The 17,680-nt window shown below is 64.9% G+C and carries 22 protein-coding genes; 10 read left to right on the forward strand and 12 right to left on the reverse strand.

Going from position 1 to position 17,680, the window contains the following annotated elements; genetic code table 11:
- Positions 1 to 13 precede the first annotated feature (13 nt).
- Complete coding sequence (gene hutI / locus IP90_RS12975) at positions 14 to 1,246, reverse strand: imidazolonepropionase (protein WP_144900079.1); 1,233 nt, start codon at positions 1,244 to 1,246, stop codon at positions 14 to 16.
- A gap of 36 nt (positions 1,247 to 1,282) precedes the next feature.
- Between hutI and IP90_RS12980 the strand changes: the two genes are divergently transcribed.
- Positions 1,283 to 2,575: a formimidoylglutamate deiminase gene (locus tag IP90_RS12980; RefSeq protein ID WP_425477113.1), complete on the forward strand. Its 1,293-nt coding sequence runs from the start codon at positions 1,283 to 1,285 to the stop codon at positions 2,573 to 2,575.
- Between the two features lie 66 nt (positions 2,576 to 2,641).
- On the opposite strand, the gene IP90_RS12985 is transcribed toward IP90_RS12980, so the two are convergent.
- The 5 genes from IP90_RS12985 to IP90_RS13005 form a co-directional block, all read right to left on the reverse strand.
- Positions 2,642 to 3,043 (reverse strand): EF-hand domain-containing protein, encoded by a 402-nt coding sequence (locus tag IP90_RS12985; RefSeq protein ID WP_144900081.1) that lies wholly within the window; start codon positions 3,041 to 3,043, stop codon positions 2,642 to 2,644.
- Positions 3,044 to 3,077: 34 nt separating this feature from the next.
- The gene (locus tag IP90_RS12990) at positions 3,078 to 4,331 is read right to left on the reverse strand and encodes an alkaline phosphatase family protein (RefSeq protein ID WP_144900082.1); all 1,254 of its coding nucleotides are present in this window, start codon (positions 4,329 to 4,331) and stop codon (positions 3,078 to 3,080) included.
- A 250-nt stretch (positions 4,332 to 4,581) separates the two neighbouring features.
- Positions 4,582 to 5,094, reverse strand: coding sequence for a methylated-DNA--[protein]-cysteine S-methyltransferase (locus IP90_RS12995; RefSeq protein WP_144900083.1), 513 nt, complete (start codon positions 5,092 to 5,094; stop codon positions 4,582 to 4,584).
- Positions 5,081 to 6,604: a DNA-3-methyladenine glycosylase 2 gene (locus tag IP90_RS13000; RefSeq protein WP_144900084.1), complete on the reverse strand. Its 1,524-nt coding sequence runs from the start codon at positions 6,602 to 6,604 to the stop codon at positions 5,081 to 5,083. The genes IP90_RS12995 and IP90_RS13000 overlap by 14 nt, the downstream gene beginning before the upstream one ends.
- Positions 6,605 to 6,706: 102 nt before the next feature.
- Positions 6,707 to 7,435, reverse strand: a complete 729-nt coding sequence (locus tag IP90_RS13005) for a ThuA domain-containing protein (protein WP_144900085.1) — start codon at positions 7,433 to 7,435, stop codon at positions 6,707 to 6,709.
- Positions 7,436 to 7,495: 60 nt separating this feature from the next.
- Between IP90_RS13005 and hutU the strand changes: the two genes are divergently transcribed.
- The 8 genes from hutU (at position 7,496) to IP90_RS13045 (ending at position 13,419) form a co-directional block, all read left to right on the forward strand.
- Positions 7,496 to 9,160, forward strand: coding sequence for a urocanate hydratase (gene hutU / locus IP90_RS13010; protein ID WP_144900086.1), 1,665 nt, complete (start codon positions 7,496 to 7,498; stop codon positions 9,158 to 9,160).
- A 66-nt stretch (positions 9,161 to 9,226) separates the two neighbouring features.
- Positions 9,227 to 9,658 (forward strand): GFA family protein, encoded by a 432-nt coding sequence (locus IP90_RS13015; RefSeq protein WP_144900087.1) that lies wholly within the window; start codon positions 9,227 to 9,229, stop codon positions 9,656 to 9,658.
- Positions 9,659 to 10,316: 658 nt separating this feature from the next.
- Positions 10,317 to 10,619: a putative quinol monooxygenase gene (locus IP90_RS13020; protein ID WP_144900088.1), complete on the forward strand. Its 303-nt coding sequence runs from the start codon at positions 10,317 to 10,319 to the stop codon at positions 10,617 to 10,619.
- 42 nt (positions 10,620 to 10,661) lie between these two features.
- Positions 10,662 to 11,135 (forward strand): VOC family protein, encoded by a 474-nt coding sequence (locus IP90_RS13025; protein ID WP_242007592.1) that lies wholly within the window; start codon positions 10,662 to 10,664, stop codon positions 11,133 to 11,135.
- A gap of 49 nt (positions 11,136 to 11,184) precedes the next feature.
- On the forward strand, positions 11,185 to 11,526 hold the full coding sequence (locus IP90_RS13030; RefSeq protein WP_144900089.1) for a YciI family protein: 342 nt from the start codon (positions 11,185 to 11,187) through the stop codon (positions 11,524 to 11,526).
- A 14-nt stretch (positions 11,527 to 11,540) separates the two neighbouring features.
- Entirely contained in the window at positions 11,541 to 11,921 is a 381-nt protein-coding gene (locus IP90_RS13035) for a type II toxin-antitoxin system PemK/MazF family toxin (protein ID WP_144900090.1), read from the forward strand.
- A gap of 313 nt (positions 11,922 to 12,234) precedes the next feature.
- A complete protein-coding gene (locus IP90_RS13040) occupies positions 12,235 to 12,831 on the forward strand; it encodes a hypothetical protein (protein ID WP_144900091.1) in 597 nt (198 codons plus the stop codon).
- Positions 12,832 to 12,981: 150 nt separating this feature from the next.
- On the forward strand, positions 12,982 to 13,419 hold the full coding sequence (locus IP90_RS13045; protein ID WP_144900092.1) for a hypothetical protein: 438 nt from the start codon (positions 12,982 to 12,984) through the stop codon (positions 13,417 to 13,419).
- 52 nt (positions 13,420 to 13,471) lie between these two features.
- Here the strand turns inward: IP90_RS13045 and IP90_RS13050 are convergent, their stop codons facing one another.
- Entirely contained in the window at positions 13,472 to 13,891 is a 420-nt protein-coding gene (locus IP90_RS13050; protein WP_144900093.1) for an SRPBCC family protein, read from the reverse strand.
- A 121-nt stretch (positions 13,892 to 14,012) separates the two neighbouring features.
- Entirely contained in the window at positions 14,013 to 14,606 is a 594-nt protein-coding gene (locus IP90_RS13055; protein ID WP_144900094.1) for a YceI family protein, read from the reverse strand.
- A gap of 141 nt (positions 14,607 to 14,747) precedes the next feature.
- Between IP90_RS13055 and IP90_RS13060 the strand changes: the two genes are divergently transcribed.
- Positions 14,748 to 15,464, forward strand: coding sequence for a hypothetical protein (locus IP90_RS13060; RefSeq protein ID WP_144900095.1), 717 nt, complete (start codon positions 14,748 to 14,750; stop codon positions 15,462 to 15,464).
- A gap of 196 nt (positions 15,465 to 15,660) precedes the next feature.
- Here the strand turns inward: IP90_RS13060 and IP90_RS13065 are convergent, their stop codons facing one another.
- The 4 genes from IP90_RS13065 to IP90_RS13080 form a co-directional block, all read right to left on the reverse strand.
- A complete protein-coding gene (locus IP90_RS13065; RefSeq protein WP_144900096.1) occupies positions 15,661 to 16,119 on the reverse strand; it encodes an SRPBCC family protein in 459 nt (152 codons plus the stop codon).
- A gap of 189 nt (positions 16,120 to 16,308) precedes the next feature.
- The gene (locus IP90_RS13070) at positions 16,309 to 16,812 is read right to left on the reverse strand and encodes a GFA family protein (RefSeq protein ID WP_242007593.1); all 504 of its coding nucleotides are present in this window, start codon (positions 16,810 to 16,812) and stop codon (positions 16,309 to 16,311) included.
- 26 nt (positions 16,813 to 16,838) lie between these two features.
- The gene (locus IP90_RS13075; protein ID WP_144900097.1) at positions 16,839 to 17,144 is read right to left on the reverse strand and encodes a DUF6958 family protein; all 306 of its coding nucleotides are present in this window, start codon (positions 17,142 to 17,144) and stop codon (positions 16,839 to 16,841) included.
- 29 nt (positions 17,145 to 17,173) lie between these two features.
- Positions 17,174 to 17,518 carry a GFA family protein gene (locus IP90_RS13080; protein WP_144900098.1) on the reverse strand — a complete coding sequence of 115 codons (345 nt, stop codon included), beginning with the start codon at positions 17,516 to 17,518 and terminating at the stop codon, positions 17,174 to 17,176.
- Positions 17,519 to 17,680: the final 162 nt, after the last annotated feature.

A 17,680-nucleotide genomic window follows, 5' to 3' on the forward strand; every position in this document is an offset into this window, starting at 1 on the left:
CCCAGCAGGTTGATCAGGCGAGCCGTTGCCCACCTACGAAAATGGATTGCGCCAGCGCGCCCCCGAGCCAATAACAGAGTTCCGCCGGGCGCGCGATGGCCCAGTGCACGAAATCGGCGCGTGCGCCCATGCGCAGCACGCCGCGATCGCGCAGGCCCAGCGCACGCGCGCCATGCACGGTCGCGCCGCGCAGCGCCTCCTCGGGCGTCAGCTTGAAATGCGTGCACGCAAGCGACATCGCCAGACGCAGCGACTGCAGCGGCGAGGTGCCGGGATTGCAGTCGGTCGCCACCGCCATCGGTACCTGGTGCGCGCGGAACGCGTCCAGCGGCGGCAGCTTCGTCTCGCGCAGCACATGGAACGCGCCGGGCAGCAGCACCGCCACCGTGCCGTGCTCGGCCATCGCCCGTACGCCCTCGGGCGAGGTGTGCTCGACGTGGTCCGCCGACAATCCGTCGAAGCCGGCCACCAGCGCGGCGCCATGGCCGTCGCTGAGCTGGTCGGCATGCAGCTTGACCGGAAGCCCCAGCGCGCGTGCCGCGTCGAAGACGCGCCGCGTCTGCGCGGCATCGAACCCGATGCGCTCGCAGAACGCGTCGACGGCATCGACCAGGCCTTCGTCGTGCAGGCGCGGCAGCCACGCGCAGACCGCATCGATGTAGCCGTCGGCGTTGCCGCTGAATTCAGGCGGCAGCGCGTGCGCGCCGAGGAAGGTGGTGCGCACACCGACACCGAGTACCTCGCCGATGCGGCGCGCGACGCGCAGCATCTTGCGCTCGTTGTCGTAATCCAGGCCATAGCCGGACTTGATCTCGATCGTGGTGACGCCATCGGCGAGCAGCGCGCGCGCGCGCGGAAGCGATTGCGCCAGCAGCTCGTCCTCGCTCGCGGCACGGGTGGCACGTACGCTGGAAACGATGCCGCCACCGGCGCGCGCGATCTGTTCGTAGCTGGCGCCCTGCAGCCGCTGCTCGAATTCGCCGGCACGATCGCCCGCGAAAACGAGGTGCGTGTGGCAATCGACCAGGCCCGGGGTAATCCAGCCACCGCCGGCGTCGACCACCTGCTTCGCGACGACATCGGGCGTATCCGCCAAGGCGGCGCGCGGTCCTACGAAAACCAGCCTGCCGTCATGCCAGCCGAGTGCGCCGTCTTCGATCGCGCCGTAACCGGCCTCCGCATCGAGCGTGGCCAGCGCGGCGCCAACGATCAGTCCATCCCAGCGGTTGTCGACGGCAGCGGTCATGCGCCGATTGTAAGGGCTGCATCCGGATCGGTCGCATTGCGGCTTGAGCCGGGTCAGAATGCCGCCATGAGCGACGCGACGAGCTGGACACCGACAGGCTGGAAGCACGATGCCGCGCACGCCGGCTGGACCTTGCCTGGTATCGCCAACCTGCATTCGCACGCGTTCCAGCGCGCGATGGCGGGCATGGCCGAGCGGCAGACGCATCCCCAGGATTCGTTCTGGACCTGGCGCGAGACCATGTACCGGATGGCGGCGCGTTTCGACCCCGACAGGCTGCGCGCCGTGGCCGCGCAGCTGTATGCCGAAATGCTGGAAGCCGGCTACACCACCGTCTGCGAGTTCCACTATCTCCATCACGCGCCGGACGGCCAGCCCTATGCCGATCCGGCCGCGATGTCGCGCGCCCTGATCGCCGCTGCGCGCGATACCGGCATCCGCATGACCTTGCTGCCGGTGCTGTACATGACTGGCGGTTTCGACGGGCGTGAACTCACGCAGCGACAGCGCCGCTTCGGACATTCGATCGACGGTTACCTGCGCCTGCTGGAATCGCTGCGCGCGCAGGAAAACGAAGGCCTGCGCATCGGCTGCGCGCTGCACAGCCTGCGCGCGGTTCCGCCGGACGCGATGCAGGAGGTACTGGCGGCGTTGCCGCAGGAGATGCGCGTCCATATCCACATCGCCGAACAGATCGGCGAAGTGCAGGACTGCACCGCGATCCGTGGCGCGCGCCCGGTCGAATGGTTGTTGTCCAATGCCGCGGTTGATCCGCGCTGGACGCTGGTGCATGCCACCCACTTGACCCCGGCCGAAGTGCGCGGCGTCGCCCGCAGCGGCGCCACCGTGGCGATCTGCCCGACCACCGAGGCCAACCTCGGCGACGGCCTGTTCCCGCTACGCGACTACCTGGCGGCGAACGGCGCCTGGGGCATCGGTTCGGATTCGCATATCTCGGTGTCGCCGGTGGAGGAACTGCGCTGGCTGGAATACGGCCAGCGCCTGCACACGCGCCATCGCAACATCGCCGTGCGCGAGGATTCGCCCAGCGTCGGCGAGACACTGCTGCACGGAGTCGTGGCCAGCGCGGCCAATTCGACCGGGTTCGACACTTCAGGCGACGACGTCAGCCTCGACGCCGATGCGCCGCAGCTGGCGGGCGCCCATGCCGACGACGTCGTCGACCGCTGGATATTCAGCGGCAACCGCAATCTCGTCGATCGTGTCGTGGTCGATGGCCGGCGCGTGGTCGAGGCTGGCCGCCATGTCGACCGCGAGCGCATCGCCGCCGGATACCGGCGCGCGATTGCGGCATTGAACGCGCACTGACGGCTTGCAACGTGGATCGCCGGCGCGCGGGGCGCCGCCGGCGATCCATCCCCTGACGGATGCGGCTTACTTCTTGGCGGTCGGGAATTCCGCGCCGGCGAGGTAGCCATCCTTGTTGGTGTCGAGGCGGTCGAAACCGGCACGCAGCTGGCTGTCGAACTGCGCGCGCGACAGCTTCTGGCCCGGCTGCGGCTTGGGCTGTTGCGGCAGTTCCGCGCTTTCCAGCACGCCGTCCTTGTTGACGTCGAGGCGGGTGAAGTTGTCGGCCATCGCATTGCGATATTCATCCCAGCTGGCGCGATGGTCGCCGTCGACATCGCGCGGATCCTTGCGGGGCTGCGTGGCCGCGTCCTGTTTGGCCGCTGGTGCGGCGCCGGTCTGCGGGGCAGTGGTCTGTGCCGATACGGCCGTTGCGACAAAGGCGCCGGCCACCAGGCCGGAGGCAGCGACTAGTACGAGTTTACGCATGGGCGGTCTCCTTCCGAGGGTGCCAATACCAACGTCAATCCGCGTGGGTGGCGGCCACGCCAGGCCGCAATGCCGGCAGCAGCCGGCCCGGGTCGCCGTCGTTTGCGGCGGGGCGAATGCCAAGCAGCTGCGCCAGCAACGGATACACGTCGACGTTGTCGAACGGTGGCAACACCACGCCACTGTGGAAGGCGGGGCCGTGTGCGATGAACAGGGCGCGCATCGACGGCAGGGCCGGATCGAAGCCATGCGAGCCGCGCGTCCCCTCCTTCGGGCGCTGCTCCAGCACCGCGCGCGGCAGCGCGTCCCAGCCTTCATGCATCTGGCACACGATAGGCGGGATCCGTGGATGGCTGCCGTAATCCCAGCGCACCGGCAGTTCGCCCTTGCGCCAGCAGTCGTACTGCGGATGCGCGCCGAGCAGCCGTGCTTCGACCTGCGCCTTGCGGCCTGGTTGGGGCGCGATGCCGATCGACTGGCCGATCGAGACCACCGTCGCGTCCGCCGGCGGCACCATGTCCTCGACCGCGATCGCGTGTCCGGGCGCGACCGTGGCCATGCCGTGGTCGGAAACCACGATCAGGTTGGTGCGATCGAGCAGGCCGCGCGCAGCCAGGCGGCGCAGCAGCCGCCCGATCGCGGCATCGGTCTCGACGATTGCCGCGCGCGTCTGCGCCGAATCCGGCCCGGTTTCGTGCGCGGCCTTGTCCACCTTCTCGAAGTACAACGTCGCCAGCTGCGGTTGCCGCGCGGCCGGAACATCCAGCCAGGCGACGAGCTGGTCCACGCGCGTGTCGAACGGCACGGCGTAGTCGAACGGTTTCCAATGGGTCGGTCGCATGCCGTCGATCTCGGCCTCGCTGCCGGGCCAGAACATGGTCGCGCTGCGCAGGCCCGCCTTCTGCGCGCCGATCCAGATCGGCTCGCCGCCCCACCAGGCGCCATTGCCAACCGCATGGCGGTCGGACAGGCGGAACCCACCCAATGATTCGTCGCGCATCGTGTTGTGGACAATGCCGTGGCGATCCGGTCGCAAGCCGGTGACCAGCGTGTAGTGGTTCGGGAATGTCAGCGACGGATAGGACGGATTCATCCACTCCGCGCGGACGCCTTCGCGGGCAAGCCGCGCCAGGTTCGGCGCGAGGCCGGCGTCCAGATAGCGTGGATGGAAGGCATCGATCGATACCAGCAGCACGATCGGCGGCGCCTCGCGCGCTGCCGGCACGCTGGCACAACCCTGCAGAAGCAGGGCGGACAGGAACAAGGGAAGGAAGTGACGCAGGCGCATGCATTTCCGGAACGATGGAATGCGTGAAGCATGTCAGAGCGGGAAGGACTTTTCATGACGGGCGCTGCGGCGTGCAAGCGCCTCAAGGGCGCGAGTCCCCTCAAGAAAGAAGCATTGTCATCCCGAACGCAGTGAGGGACCTGCTTGATCTGCGGCTGACAAACCCAGAAGCAGATCCCTTACTGCGTTCGGGATGACAAGTGATGCGTTTGGGATGACAGAAGGGAGGCCGGATACGCAAGGACGCGTTTCAGCCGAACAGATCGCCCGTCACCGGTTTCGCTTCCTCCACCGCCAGCGCACCCTCCAGCCGCAACAACGCCGCTTTCGTGGGCAGTCCGCCGCCGAAGCCGGTCAGGCTGCCGTCGGCGCCGATCACCCGATGGCAGGGCAGCACGATCGGGATCGGGTTGCGTCCGTTCGCGGCGCCGACCGCACGCGCCGCCTCCGGTTCGCCGATGCATCGGGCCAGCTGGCCGTAGCTCCAGGTCACGCCGTAGGGAATCGTCGCCAGCGTGTTCCAGACCAGTACCTGGAAGGGTGTGCCCGCAGGCTTCAGGTCGAGCTCGAACCCGCATCGTTCGCCGGCGAAATATTCTTCCAGTTGCCGGCGCGCGTGTGCCACGCGCGGCGGCGAACGCAGCCATGCACCGCGGCCTGAGACGTCGTAACGGTTACGATCGAACAGGATATGGCGGATGCCTTCCGCATCTGCGGCGACCACCAGTTTGCCGATCGGCGTCTGGAAATCATCGAACCACATCGGCCTGTTTCCTCCGTTCGTTTTTTGCTGCCGCATCATCGCCGGCCAGGTGCCACAACTGCAGCACCGCATAGGCGCGCCACGGCCGCCACGGTTGCGCGCGGGCATCGGTGGCGCGCTCGCTCAGGCGCTGGCCATCGCCGCTGGTGGCGCCGCCCAGCACCTGCTGCAGCACCAGGTCGCCGGCCGGGAATGCATCCGGATGGCCGAGTGCACGCATCGCGACGTACTGTGCGGTCCAGGGGCCGATGCCGGGCAGCGCGGTGAAGCGTGCGATGAAGTCGTCGAGACGCTGGCCCGCGTCGAAGTCGATGCGGCCGTCGATCACACCGCGCGCCAGCGAGCGCAGCGTCGCGGCGCGCGAGCGCGGCAGCCCGATCGACTCCAGCGGTGCATCGACCAGCCGCTGCGGCGTCGGGAACACGCGCGTCAGTCCGGTCTGCTCCGCTGTCTGGTGCGCGACCGACACCGGTTCGCCATGCGCGTCGACCAGCCTTCGCGCCAGCGTGGTCGCGCCGGCCACGCTCACCTGCTGGCCGAGCACGGCGCGCACCGCCACCTCGAAGCCGTCCCAACCGCCCGGCACGCGCAGCCCCGGACGCCTGCGGACCGCCTTCGCCAGCAGTGGTTCGCCCTTGAACGCGGCGTGCACCTCCTGCAGGTCCGCATCCAGGTCGAAGATCCGGCGCACGCGGCGCACGATGTCGGGAATCGCACGCGGATCGACATCGGAGATCTGCAGCGACAGTTCCGGCCGGCTCGCGTGTGCGGTCACGCAGATCCAGGCCGGCGCGTCGATCGGCCCGAGCACGCGTTCGTAACGATCTTCGCCGACACGTTCGATGCCCGGGATCGCGCGCTTGGCCAGGAAGGCCAGCATCGCCGCGAAATCCAGCGGCGGCCGATAACCGAGGCGCAACGTCAACGCGTTGCCCGGCGTTTCGCCATGCTGGCGGCGGATCGCGCTCGGCGCCATGCCGCAGCCTTCCTGGAACGCCGCGTTGAAGCGGCGCAGGCTGTTGAAGCCGGCCGCCAGCGCGACCTGCGTCACCGGCAATGCGGTTTCCGTGAGCAGTTGCTTCGCCAGCAGCAGGCGGCGCGTGGTGTGCACCGCGAGCGGCGTCGCACCGGTGTGCGCCAGGAAGATGCGTCGCAATTGTCTTCCGCCCACGCCGACACGCTGCGCCAGCGCGTCCACCGACGCGTCCTGCAGTGCGCCGTCTGCCACCAGTGCCAATGCACGCTGCACGACGTCCTCGCCGCCGCGCGCCAGCGCTTCCGGCGACAGTTCCGGCCGGCAGCGCAGGCACGGGCGATAACCCGCAGCCGCGGCGGCGGCGGCCGTCGGGTAATAGGTGATGTTGTGGCGTTTCGGCGTCGGCGCCGGACAGACTGGACGGCAATAGATGCCGGTGCTGCGCACAGCGGTGAAGAACAGGCCATCGAAGCGCGCGTCCTTGGCGGCACGGGCGCGATCGCAGGCTTCGGCGGGGGGCAGGGTCGTGTGCATGGACCCATCATAGGCCGGTTGGCCGCCAGAACTAGCCGTTTTCGGACATCAATGATCGTCCGGCGCGGATCGCGAAATGCGCGGCCGGGAAAGCCCGCCTTCTCAACAATCCGTGGATGAGCCCGCCGCATGCCGCAGTCCGCGCAGCAGATGCCTGCGGAACGTTTCGTCGGCGTAGATTTCCGCACGGTGGCCCAGGCCGGTGTACCAGGCGCGCCCCTTGCCGGAGGCATGGCACCACGCGATCGGATGATCCGCGCCCATCGTGCCGCCGGTGTAGCCGCGCTCGTCGATGGTCGCGACCACGCGCACGCGCGGCCGCGGATTGCTGCGGTAGTTGTACAACTCGTCCGTAACCTGCCACTCGCGACCGTGTGTCGCGATGCCGTCCTGGGCGAACGACAGCCGCGTCTTCTGCAATCCCGGCGGGTGGCTGCGGAACCAGGCGCCGACGAGCGATTCGTACCAGGGCCAGTCGTACTCGGTATCGGCGGCGGAATGGATGCCGACATAGCCGCCGCCGCGCTCGATGTATTCGCGCAACGCCGCCTGTTGTGTCTCGTCCAGCACGTCGCCGGTCGTATTCGCGAACACCACCACGCGATAGCGCGCGAGGTTGCGTGGCGAGAACGCAGTCGAGTCCTCGCCATGGTCCACCTGCCAGCCGAGCCCGGCACCGAGCATGCGCAAGATGTCGACCGCGACAGGAATCGAGTCGTGGCGGAAACCGCCGGTCTTGGTGAATACGAGCATGCGCGCGGGATCGTCCGCAGGCGCCGCCGCGGTTGCCGTCAGGCACAGGAACAACAGCAGGGCGAGTATGTATTTCATTGGTCTGCATCCGTCCCTGCGCTGGGCGATAATCGCACCTCTCGATTCTGGCCCGTCCGCATGTCCACACGCAACGATCCGTCCCGCACCATCCGCGCGCCACGCGGCACCGCGCTCAGCTGCAGGAGCTGGTTGACCGAGGCGCCGTTCCGCATGATCCAGAACAACCTGGATCCGGACGTGGCCGAGAATCCGGCCGAGCTCGTCGTCTATGGCGGCATCGGCCGTGCGGCGCGCGACTGGGAAAGTTACGACGCCATCCTCAAGTCGCTGCAGGAACTCGGCGACGACGAGACACTGCTGGTCCAGTCCGGCAAGCCGGTCGGCATATTCCCTACCCACGCCGACGCACCGCGCGTGCTGCTCGCCAATTCCAACCTGGTGCCGCATTGGGCGACGTGGGAGCACTTCAACGAGCTGGATAAGAAGGGCCTGATGATGTACGGCCAGATGACCGCCGGCAGCTGGATCTACATCGGCAGCCAAGGCATCGTGCAGGGCACTTACGAAACCTTCGTCGAGATGGGCCGCCAGCATTACGGCGGCGACCTCACCGGCAAGTGGATTCTCACCGCGGGCCTCGGCGGCATGGGCGGCGCGCAACCGCTGGCCGCGTCGCTGGCCGGCGCCTGCAGTCTCAACATCGAATGCCAGCAATCGCGCATCGACATGCGCCTGCGCACGCGCTACGTCGACGAGCAGGCGGGCGACCTGGACGACGCGCTTGCACGCATCGAGAAATACACGAAGGCCGGCGAAGCGAAATCGATCGCGCTGCTCGGCAATGCGGCGGAGATTCTGCCCCGGTTGATAGAACGCGGCGTGCGTCCGGATGCGGTGACCGATCAGACCAGCGCGCACGATCCGGTGCACGGTTACCTGCCGATCGGCTGGACGGTGGAGCAGTGGCTCACCGAACAGAAACAGCATCCGGAAAAAGTGCGCGACGCCGCCAAGCAGTCGATGCGAGTGCATGTGGAAGCGATGCTCGCGTTCCAGAAGCAGGGCATTCCCACTTTCGACTACGGCAACAACATCCGGCAGATGGCGAAGGACGAAGGCTGTGCGAACGCCTTCGATTTCCCCGGTTTCGTCCCGGCCTACGTGCGCCCGTTGTTCTGCCGTGGCGTCGGCCCCTTCCGCTGGGTGGCGCTGTCCGGGGATCCGGAGGACATCTACAGGACCGATGCCAAGGTCAAGGAACTGATTCCCGACGACAAGCACCTGCACCGCTGGCTGGACATGGCGCGCGAGCGCATCAGCTTCCAGGGCCTGCCGGCGCGCATCTGCTGGGTCGGCCTGGGTCAGCGCCACAAGCTCGGCCTCGCGTTCAACGAAATGGTGCGCAGCGGCGAGTTGAAAGCGCCGGTGGTGATCGGCCGTGATCACCTCGACAGCGGCTCGGTGGCCTCGCCGAACCGCGAAACCGAAGCGATGAAGGACGGCAGCGACGCGGTCAGCGACTGGCCGCTGCTCAACGCCATGCTCAACGTCGCCGGTGGCGCCACCTGGGTGTCGCTGCACCATGGCGGCGGGGTAGGGATGGGCTACTCGCAGCATTCCGGCGTGGTCATCGTCTGCGACGGCAGCGAAGCGGCCGACCGGCGCATCGCGCGCGTGCTCTGGAATGATCCGGGCACCGGAGTGATACGGCACGCGGATGCCGGCTACGACATCGCGAAACAATGCGCACGTGAGCAGGGTCTGAAGCTGCCGATGGGGTAAGGTACGGGCGCTTGCGCTTGGACACCCGACCAATGCAGTGGGGGCTACGCACCTGGGGAATACGGCATGACCGAAAGTCAGAAGATCACGACCGGAGGCTGTCTTTGCGGCGCCGTGCGCTATGAAGTCAAAGGTCCCCTGCGGGATGTCGTCAACTGCCACTGCAGCATGTGCCAGCGTCTGCACGGCAACTTCGGCCCCCATTCCAAAGCGCGGAAGGTCAACATCCTCATCACCAAAGACACTGGGCTGGCCTGGTACAAAACATCGGACATCGCACGGCGTGGCTTCTGTCGCGCATGCGGATCAAGCTTGTTCTGGGAACCTTTCGATCTGGATGCCACGGGCATCATTGCCGGTTCGCTGGACGGCCCAACAGGCCTCAAGACTGTCGGGCATATCTTCGTTGGCGAAAAGTGTGACTTTTATGAGATCACGGACGGCCTTCCCCAGTACGAGGCTTCGTCAAACGGCGAGCTGGTCAATGATTACAAATGATCATGGGTCTTTAGCAAGCAACAGCGAGATGGACTCCATTGGCTTTGACTTGAAGCCAGGTTGTCGATAGTTTCAGCCATCGATAAGACGCTGTTGCCCCATATGCGTGATGAGTGTGCTCCAACAGTCATCAAGCCGATCCGCTTCGCGGCGTGATTTAACCCAAGCATTAGGGCGCTCACGGAGATGGTCACGAGCCCAAAGAAGCCCTCCCTTGCCGCGTGGCTGCTCGCATGCCCACTTCTCCTGGCCGCGGCGGTCTTCGTGTTGCCTCGGTTCAACCAGCTGTATGGCACTTCGGCCGAGAGATATATGCTGCTCGTCCTCATGGCCCTGCCTTTGGTCGGCATGGTTGGCATCTTCCGCCGTAAGGATTGCACGCTGCTGGTCCGCCTCCTGCTTTCCGCCTGTTGTCTATTTCCGTGCGTTGTCCTGGCATTGTTTGCAGTAGTCTTCATTGGCTGCTCATGGGCTGGCGCGTGTCTGTAGGTGCGGGCCCAACAACCCATTCAGGCCGAACCCGATTCGCGGATCGGCCCAGCCAAGCGCCAGGTGGATTGTCATGCACTTCAGTAGACGGAAATTTGTTGCAGCCACTACGGCCTGTGTCGCAGCTCTCGCCCTGCCTGCTGGTGCCTCGCACATTGGAGAGAACAAGATGTACGGATTGATCGGCAAGATGAAGGCTGCGCCGGGACAGCGCGACGCACTTATCGCAATTCTTCTGGGTGGTGTGTCGGGCATGCCCGGTTGCCTGAGTTATGTTGTCGCGCAGGATCCGGCTGATGCCGACGCTATCTGGATTACGGAGGTCTGGGACAGCCAGGCCAGCCACAAGGCATCGCTGTCGCTACCCTCCGTCAAAGACGCGATCTCGCGTGGCAGGCCGCTGATTGCAGGCTTCGACCAGCACATCGAGACGATACCTGTCGGCGGTCACGGTATCCGTACCGCCGCCTGACGATTCATTCGATGCCGAGCCGCCTCGCGGCAGACTTGGTTCATGCGTGGGCTGCTCAACAACACAAGGCTGGCCATGATCAGCAACCGCTCAATGCCATACAGCACCATCATTCCCGTTCTCGGGTACAGCGACGTACCTCAGGCGGTTGAGTGGCTGACCCGTGTGTTCGGTCTTACCGAGCGCCTTCGTATCGCAGACCATCGAGTCCAGCTCAGCTTTGGCCCGGGTGATCTGGTAGTGACCCAATCGGCTACATCCGGAGCTTCGGACAGCCACTCGATCATGGTTCGCGTTGCGGACGTGGATACCCATTACTTGAGATCCAGGCAAGGCGGCGCTCAGATCTTTGGTGAGCCCGCGACATTCCCGTATGGCGAGCGCCAATATTCGGCCGCAGATCTTGGCGGCCATGTCTGGACGTTCTCCCAGTCCGTCGCCGATGTCGATCCAGGTAGCTGGGGCGGCATCCTGATCGATCGCGCAGTCAGCAATTCATGCAAACAGACGAGGTAGTGGTCTACCTGGATCTGACTTCATGTGTCTTCATGCGAAAGTGAGCGCCATGGCCAAGTATCTGATCTCGTTCCCCAGCGCGGCGATGGTCGTACCCGACGACGAGTGGGAGGCAGTAGGCCGCGATTCGCATGCCGTGATCGAAGAGGCGAAGGCCGCCGGCGTTTACGTGTTCGGTGGCGGTATCGACGAAGATACGCCGCCCGTGCTTGTCTCCGCCGACGGCACAGTCGCTGTGGGCGGCTACCCGTGGGCGCCTCCGCTCGATGGCGGCTTCACCGTGCTCGAACTGCCCTCGCGCGAGGAGGCCATCGCATGGGCCGCGCGCATCGCGAACGCCTGCCGCTGCAACCAGGAGCTTCGCGTCTTCCAGTTCGACCCGCAGTCCTGAGGACGGGAAGCGAAATGGAACAGCTGGGCGGAGTGCAGCCGATAAATCGTGGGGACATCTTCTGGGTTGCGGCGGACGAATCCATGGGTTCCATCCCAGGGTCGCCGCATCCGCACGTCATCGTCCACGATGACGTCTTCAACCATTCGCGGATCCCTACCGTTGTGGTCTGCTCGCTCAGTTCCAACCTCAGACGGGCGTCGGAACCAGGGGTTGTCCTCCTGGAGGCAGGAGAGGGCGGCTTGGAGCGACGGAGCGTCGTGATTGCCTCGCAGGTTTCAAGCATCGCCAAGGAGCAGCTGGGAGAGCGCATCGGCTCGCTCTCTGTGCAGCGGGTGGATCAGGTGATTGCGGCGCTGCGGTTTTTACAGGTGTCGCATTTCCGCGGTCGCTAGGTGACGGTTTGACCCAGATGCGGTGTCCTCGATCCCTCGGGAGGTGCTGCAATGAAAAGTCCAGCAATCCGGCCCTGGTTCAAGACTGTTACCTGCTGGCATCCATGGGCTCCCCCGGGACATTCACCCGTACCGTGACGTCGTGCATGGGCGGTCGTGCAGGCGGCGTGAGGGATAACGCCATGGATGCGGCATGGTTCATTGCGGACCCAATCGCCTGGCTTCCTGTCATGCCGCCGGAACGAAAGAACACGCTACATGCGCTGTTCTACACTCCGGATCTGGCCGGGGACCCGGGCTGCGGAGAGATGCCATGAACGACCAGTTCCAGCATGTCATGGTGCTGATCTCGATCATCATCGGCCTGGCGATCACCCACCTCCTGTCCGGCGTGGTGGATGCGGTTGATCGCGCCAACGACGAGGATGAACCGGAAATCTTCAGTGCGCTCGGTGCGCTCTGGGCAGTTACCGTGTTCCTGTGGATGGTCAATTTCTGGTGGTTCCAGTTCCGGCTGCTGTCCCTGGTCGACTCGTGGACGCTATGGCGCTACCTCTTCATCATCCTGTACTCGGTGGCGCTCTACATCCTGGCGGTCATCCTGGTCCCGCGCGACTGGAATGCGATCAGGCGATACCCCGAATACTTCATGCGCAACCGGCGCTGGTTCTTCGTCGCGTTGTTGCTGGCGGGCATCGCGGACGTAGCCGACGCATGGCTCAAGGGCGGCTGGGCGTACGTCGCCGGCATGGGGGCGTTCAACAACATCGTGGCCTTGGCGACGATTCCCGTGGTCGCGATCGGGATCGTGTCGAAGAAGGTCCGGACGCAGACGATCCTGGCGGCGATCTACTTCGTGCTGTTCCTCATCGCAGTCTTTGAGTACGCGCCGGTGCTGGTCGTGGCCTGACGACTGCGGATCACGGTTGGATGGCGGCATGTTTCCAATGGCGACTCGAAGCCTCCAGTGGCCCGAAGCCGCCTGCGCAAGCCGTGCTTCGGCGGTATAAGCTCGGCTCCGCATCGATCCGATGCTCGATAGCCGCTTTGGGAGGAATGCATGAACGCACCTGCCGTGAAACGTCCTGCCTGGTTCTGGATCGTGGCCGCGCTGGCGTTGTTGTGGAACATCATCGGCATCGCCATGGCCTGGATGCAGTACTCGATGACGCCCGAGCAGCTGGCGCAGTTGCCCGAGCCGCAGCGCATCCTGCACGAAGCGATGCCCGGCTGGCTGTGGGCCGTCGATTTCGTGGCCGTGATCGCGGGCACGCTGGGCTCGCTGCTGCTGCTGATGGGCAAGCGGCTCGCGTTGCCGATGTTCTGGATATCGCTGGTCGCGGTGGTGGTGCTGTTCGGCTACTGCCTGTTCCCGGGCGGCATGATCGAGGTGCTCGGTGCCGCACAGGCTCTGCCGATGCCGATCCTGGTTACCACAATCGCCGCGCTGCTGGTCTGGTTCGCGCGCAGGTCGATCGCGCGAGGCTGGATCGCCTAGGCCAGTTGCTGCCCGCCATCCTGGCTCGCCGCCAGGATGGCGGACGGTACGGTTACCGTGCGCCAGCCTTGGCTTCGGCGTAACGCGCGAAACTGTCGAGGATCGCCTGCCAGCCCTCCTGCTGGACTTCGGCGGGATTCTCGGACTCGGCGTCGAAAGCCACGCGAACGCGCACGCCTTCCGGCGCCTGCTCGAAGTTCACCGCGACTTCGCGGCCATCGCCCATGCGGTATTCGATCAGCTTCTGCGGCACGACGCGGGTGTACGTACCCTCGAAGTCGAAGCCCATGCTGCCGTCCTTCGCCTCCATGCGCGTATTGAACGTGCCGCCTTCGCGCAGGTCGACCTGGCTGCGCGGCGAGTGCCAATCGTCCGATGGTGAATTCCATTGCGTGATGTCATCCGGCGTGTTGTAGGCCGACCAGGCGGTCTTCAGGTCGGTGCGGGCCACGGCTTCTACGGTGATCTTCATTGGGTGTTCCTTATGAGTGGACAGGTGATGGCGCCGCTTCGCGCCTTCATGTGGACGACGAATGGAATGGCGTGAAATCGACAAGGCGGCGTTTCCAATTTTTCTATCTCATCGTCGCTGATTACGATTTCTTCTTGTCGGTCTTGATGTCGGCTTCCACCTGGATGCGCAGCGTGACATTCATGTCGACGCCCATCTCCTTGCCGACGTCCAGGCCGAACTGGCTGCGGTCGAACGTGGCGTGTGCGTCGGCGCCGCACCAGTCGCGCTTGTGGATCATGTGCGGCATGCATTTGAACCGATCGATCGTCAGCGTCAGCGGCCGGGTGACGCCGCGCAGCGTGAACTCGCCTTCGACCCTGGTCGGCGCCCCGTCGCGGAATGCGATCAACTTGCCGCGATAAGTAGCCTCCGGGTACTTGGCGGTGTCGAGGAACTGGTCGCCCACTGCCCATTCGTTGAGCGCGTCGTTGCCGAAGTCGATGCTGCGCGTGTCGATGGCGACGTCCACCTGGCCGGTACCGCGTTCGCGGTCGATCTGCACTTCGCCGCGGCTTTCGTTGAACTTGCCGCGCCACGTGGACATGCCGACGTGGTCGGTCTCGAAGCTGGGGTAGGTGTGCCCCGGATCGAGCACGTAGATCCTTTCCTCCGCCGAGGCGGCGCTGGCGGCGAGGACCAATGCAAGAAGGGCGTGTAAACGGGATAGGCGCATGGCGGTGACTCCGGGTCGGGATCTGAGGTGCTTGTCCTGGCGACGAAGCATGAGAGCTGGAATCGACATTTCCAGGCACCGGGTTGACCTCAAAAGCCCGGTTCCGCCGTTGCTTCGCAAAAGATCGGGAGGGGAAAGGCCATGGCGTCGACAGGAATGCAGGTCCGATCAGGGGTGTGGGGCACCGGCGCCTGGCCCTGGGTGCTGTTGTTGCTGTCGGTCGCGGTGCTGGGCTTCTGGGTGCCGTATTTCAGTCGTCTGACCAACGCACAGGGACTGGCGCACCTGCATGTGCTCGCGATGCTTGCCTGGCTCGGCATGCTGATCGCGCAGCCGATGCTGATTCGCGGTCGGCAACTGGTTTGGCATCGGCGCATCGGCAAGGTGTCTTACGCGGTGGTGCCGTTGCTGGTGATCAGTGCGCTGGCGCTTGCGCAGTTGCGTATCCGCGAGGCGTCGCCACAGGCGCTGCCGATACAGCAGTTCATCCTATACCTGGGCCTGTCGGCCTCGATGATGTTCGTGCTGATTTGGGGCCTGGGCATCCGGTACAGACGCAACGCAGCGCTGCATGCGCGCTTCATGGTGGGCACCATGCTGACGCTGATCGATCCGTCGCTGGTGCGGGTCATGATCTTCTGGGTGCCAGGCGTTCCGCCGCCGATGTACCAATGGATCACCTTCGGCCTGATCTACGCGATTCTGGCATTGCTGATCGCGCTGGATCGACGGGCGCCACGTGGGCGTCCGGTATTCCCGACGTTGCTTGGGCTTTTCGTCGTGCTGCACGCGTCGATCCTGCTGGTGCCCGGCACTGCGGCCTGGCAGCGGTTCGCCTCCTGGTATGCAGCGCTGTAATCAGCAGAAAGCCATAAGCCGGATCATTTCCGAGAACATGGTCGAAAGACACTGCATCGGCGGCAAGCGTGGTCCGGGCAAGGTCGATGGCCTTGCCCGGACCACGCGGGGTTGGATGCTTCCCCGGATGCGCTTTGCTTGCCCGGGCCCCGGTTTCCGGCGGTTGGGGGTCGATCCAACTCGCGAAACCCGGCGCTCAGTTGTCGGGAATTTCCGGCGTCACCACCAGGCCGAGCAGGTACAGCGAATCCTGCCAGCCCAGGTAGCAGCCCTCGACCGGGATCGCGTCCGGCAGGTTTTCCTGCGTGATATGCACTTCGGTGCCGCACGACACTTTCTTCAGCGTAATGGTGGTGACCATCTCGCCCGGCAGGTTCGGGTTGTCGAAGGCGTCGGTGTGGACGATCTTCTCGTTCGGCACGAGTTCCAGGTACTTGCCGCCGAAGCTGTGGCTGTTACCGGTGGAGAAGTTGGTGAAACTCATCTTGTACGTGCCGCCGACCTTGGCGTCGAGCTCGTGGACCGTGCAGGTGAAGCCGTTCGGCGGCAGCCATTTGCTCAGGGCCGCGGCGTCGAGAAAGGCTTTGTAGACCCGCTCGGGCGGTGCGGCGAAGACGCGGTGGAGACGGACGGTGTTCTTGGTCGTGGAAGTCATGGTGGTTTCCTGTTGTGGAGGAGTAGCCCTCATTGATGACGACGAACACGATCGGCGGAAATCGACAATGCCTGGGAAGCGATTTTTGATTGCCCGACCTTGGAACGGTGGTTATACGTAAAAGCTCGGGCTGAAGCCGCTCTTGCGAAGAGCGGATGCTACGGAAGGCCGGCTGAATACCCGGAAATTTCACATGTGGCGGGTGATGCGCGGAGCTTTGCCCCACTCATCGTTCGCGCCATCTTCGTAACGGATCGGCGCCGCTGCGAACTCTTCGTCGCTCACGTCGTCCAGGCAGGCGATGTTGACGCAATAAAAATCGCCGCCCATCACCGGTTCGCTGGCGCTGACGAACGCGTAGACGCCACAGGTCCTGCAGAAGGTGTGATCGATGGAGCCTTCGCCGAAATGGTAGTGGCTGAGGTTTTCGGCGCCTTGCAGCAGGCGGAACGCTTCGGACGGGATGTGGTTCTTCCACATGCGGGTCTTGCGACAGAACGAACAGTTGCAGCGCAGCGTCGAGGCATACCACGGGCCGGGCCGGATTTGCGGAGAGCGTTCGCCTTCCGGCGCGAGGTCGATATCACAGGAAAACCGCACTGCGCCGCAATGGCAACTTCCGTGGCGGGTCTGGATCATGGTGGCGACTCGTCGTGGCTGAGAAGGTCGAGCAGCGTACAACAGCATGGACATGCGAGGTCCAGCGCAGCCTCGGGGGCTTACCGAAGCCGATGCAGGCGCAGCGGTTTCGTTGGTTCCCGGGCGATGATGCCTTTGGCTTCGAGATCGAGCTGGACGGCTTTCAGCCACCATCCGGCGGTGGCGCCTTGCGGGAACAGCGCATCCGGCAGCAGCGGCAGCAGCCGCGTCTTGGTTTCGGCGACCGTGAAGCCCGGTGTGGCTTCCGGCAGTACGGCGAGCAGTGCCGTTTTCATGGCGTTGTATTTGTCCGCGTCGACGCGTTCGGTACGGCCGGGACTGTTCGGGTTCTCGATGTCTACTTTTGCCGCGGATTGCTTCGCCATGGCCGTCTTCTCCTGTTCGACATGCGTGTTCAAGCCGATCTTCCGTCGAATGCATGGATCGGCACCGACGCCAGGTCAAAGTCCTGCAGGCAGCGCAGGTTGACGTAAATAGATGCGTCGTCCGCATCGCCGCTCTCGCCGTAAGGATGGATGCCGCAGGTGCGGCAGAAGCGGTGACGGATCGCGTGCTTGTTGAACGTATAGGTGGCGGCGGCATCTTCGGCCGTGAGCAGGCGAAAGCGGTCGCGCGTGATGGCAGTCAGCACCGGCGCCTTGCGCGAACAGATCGAGCAGTTGCAGGTGATCGCGGCGTCGATGTCGCCTTCAAATTCGAAGGCGACGGCACCGCAGTGACAGCTTCCTTTGTGGATCATGGCCTGTTCCCGTGCGGCGCCGGATTGGCGCCTTTCATCGTGCGACGAACGGGGGTGGGGCGATTCGACAGTCGAGGGTTTGGTGTGGTCTGCAATGGATTAATTCAGGCTGGAATGCGGCTCTGGTCCCCGGCTTGACCAGCTTCCACTGTTAAAAGCCGG

The organism is Luteimonas cucumeris (assembly GCF_007830035.1).
Classification (GTDB): Bacteria; Pseudomonadota; Gammaproteobacteria; order Xanthomonadales; family Xanthomonadaceae; genus Luteimonas_C; species Luteimonas_C cucumeris.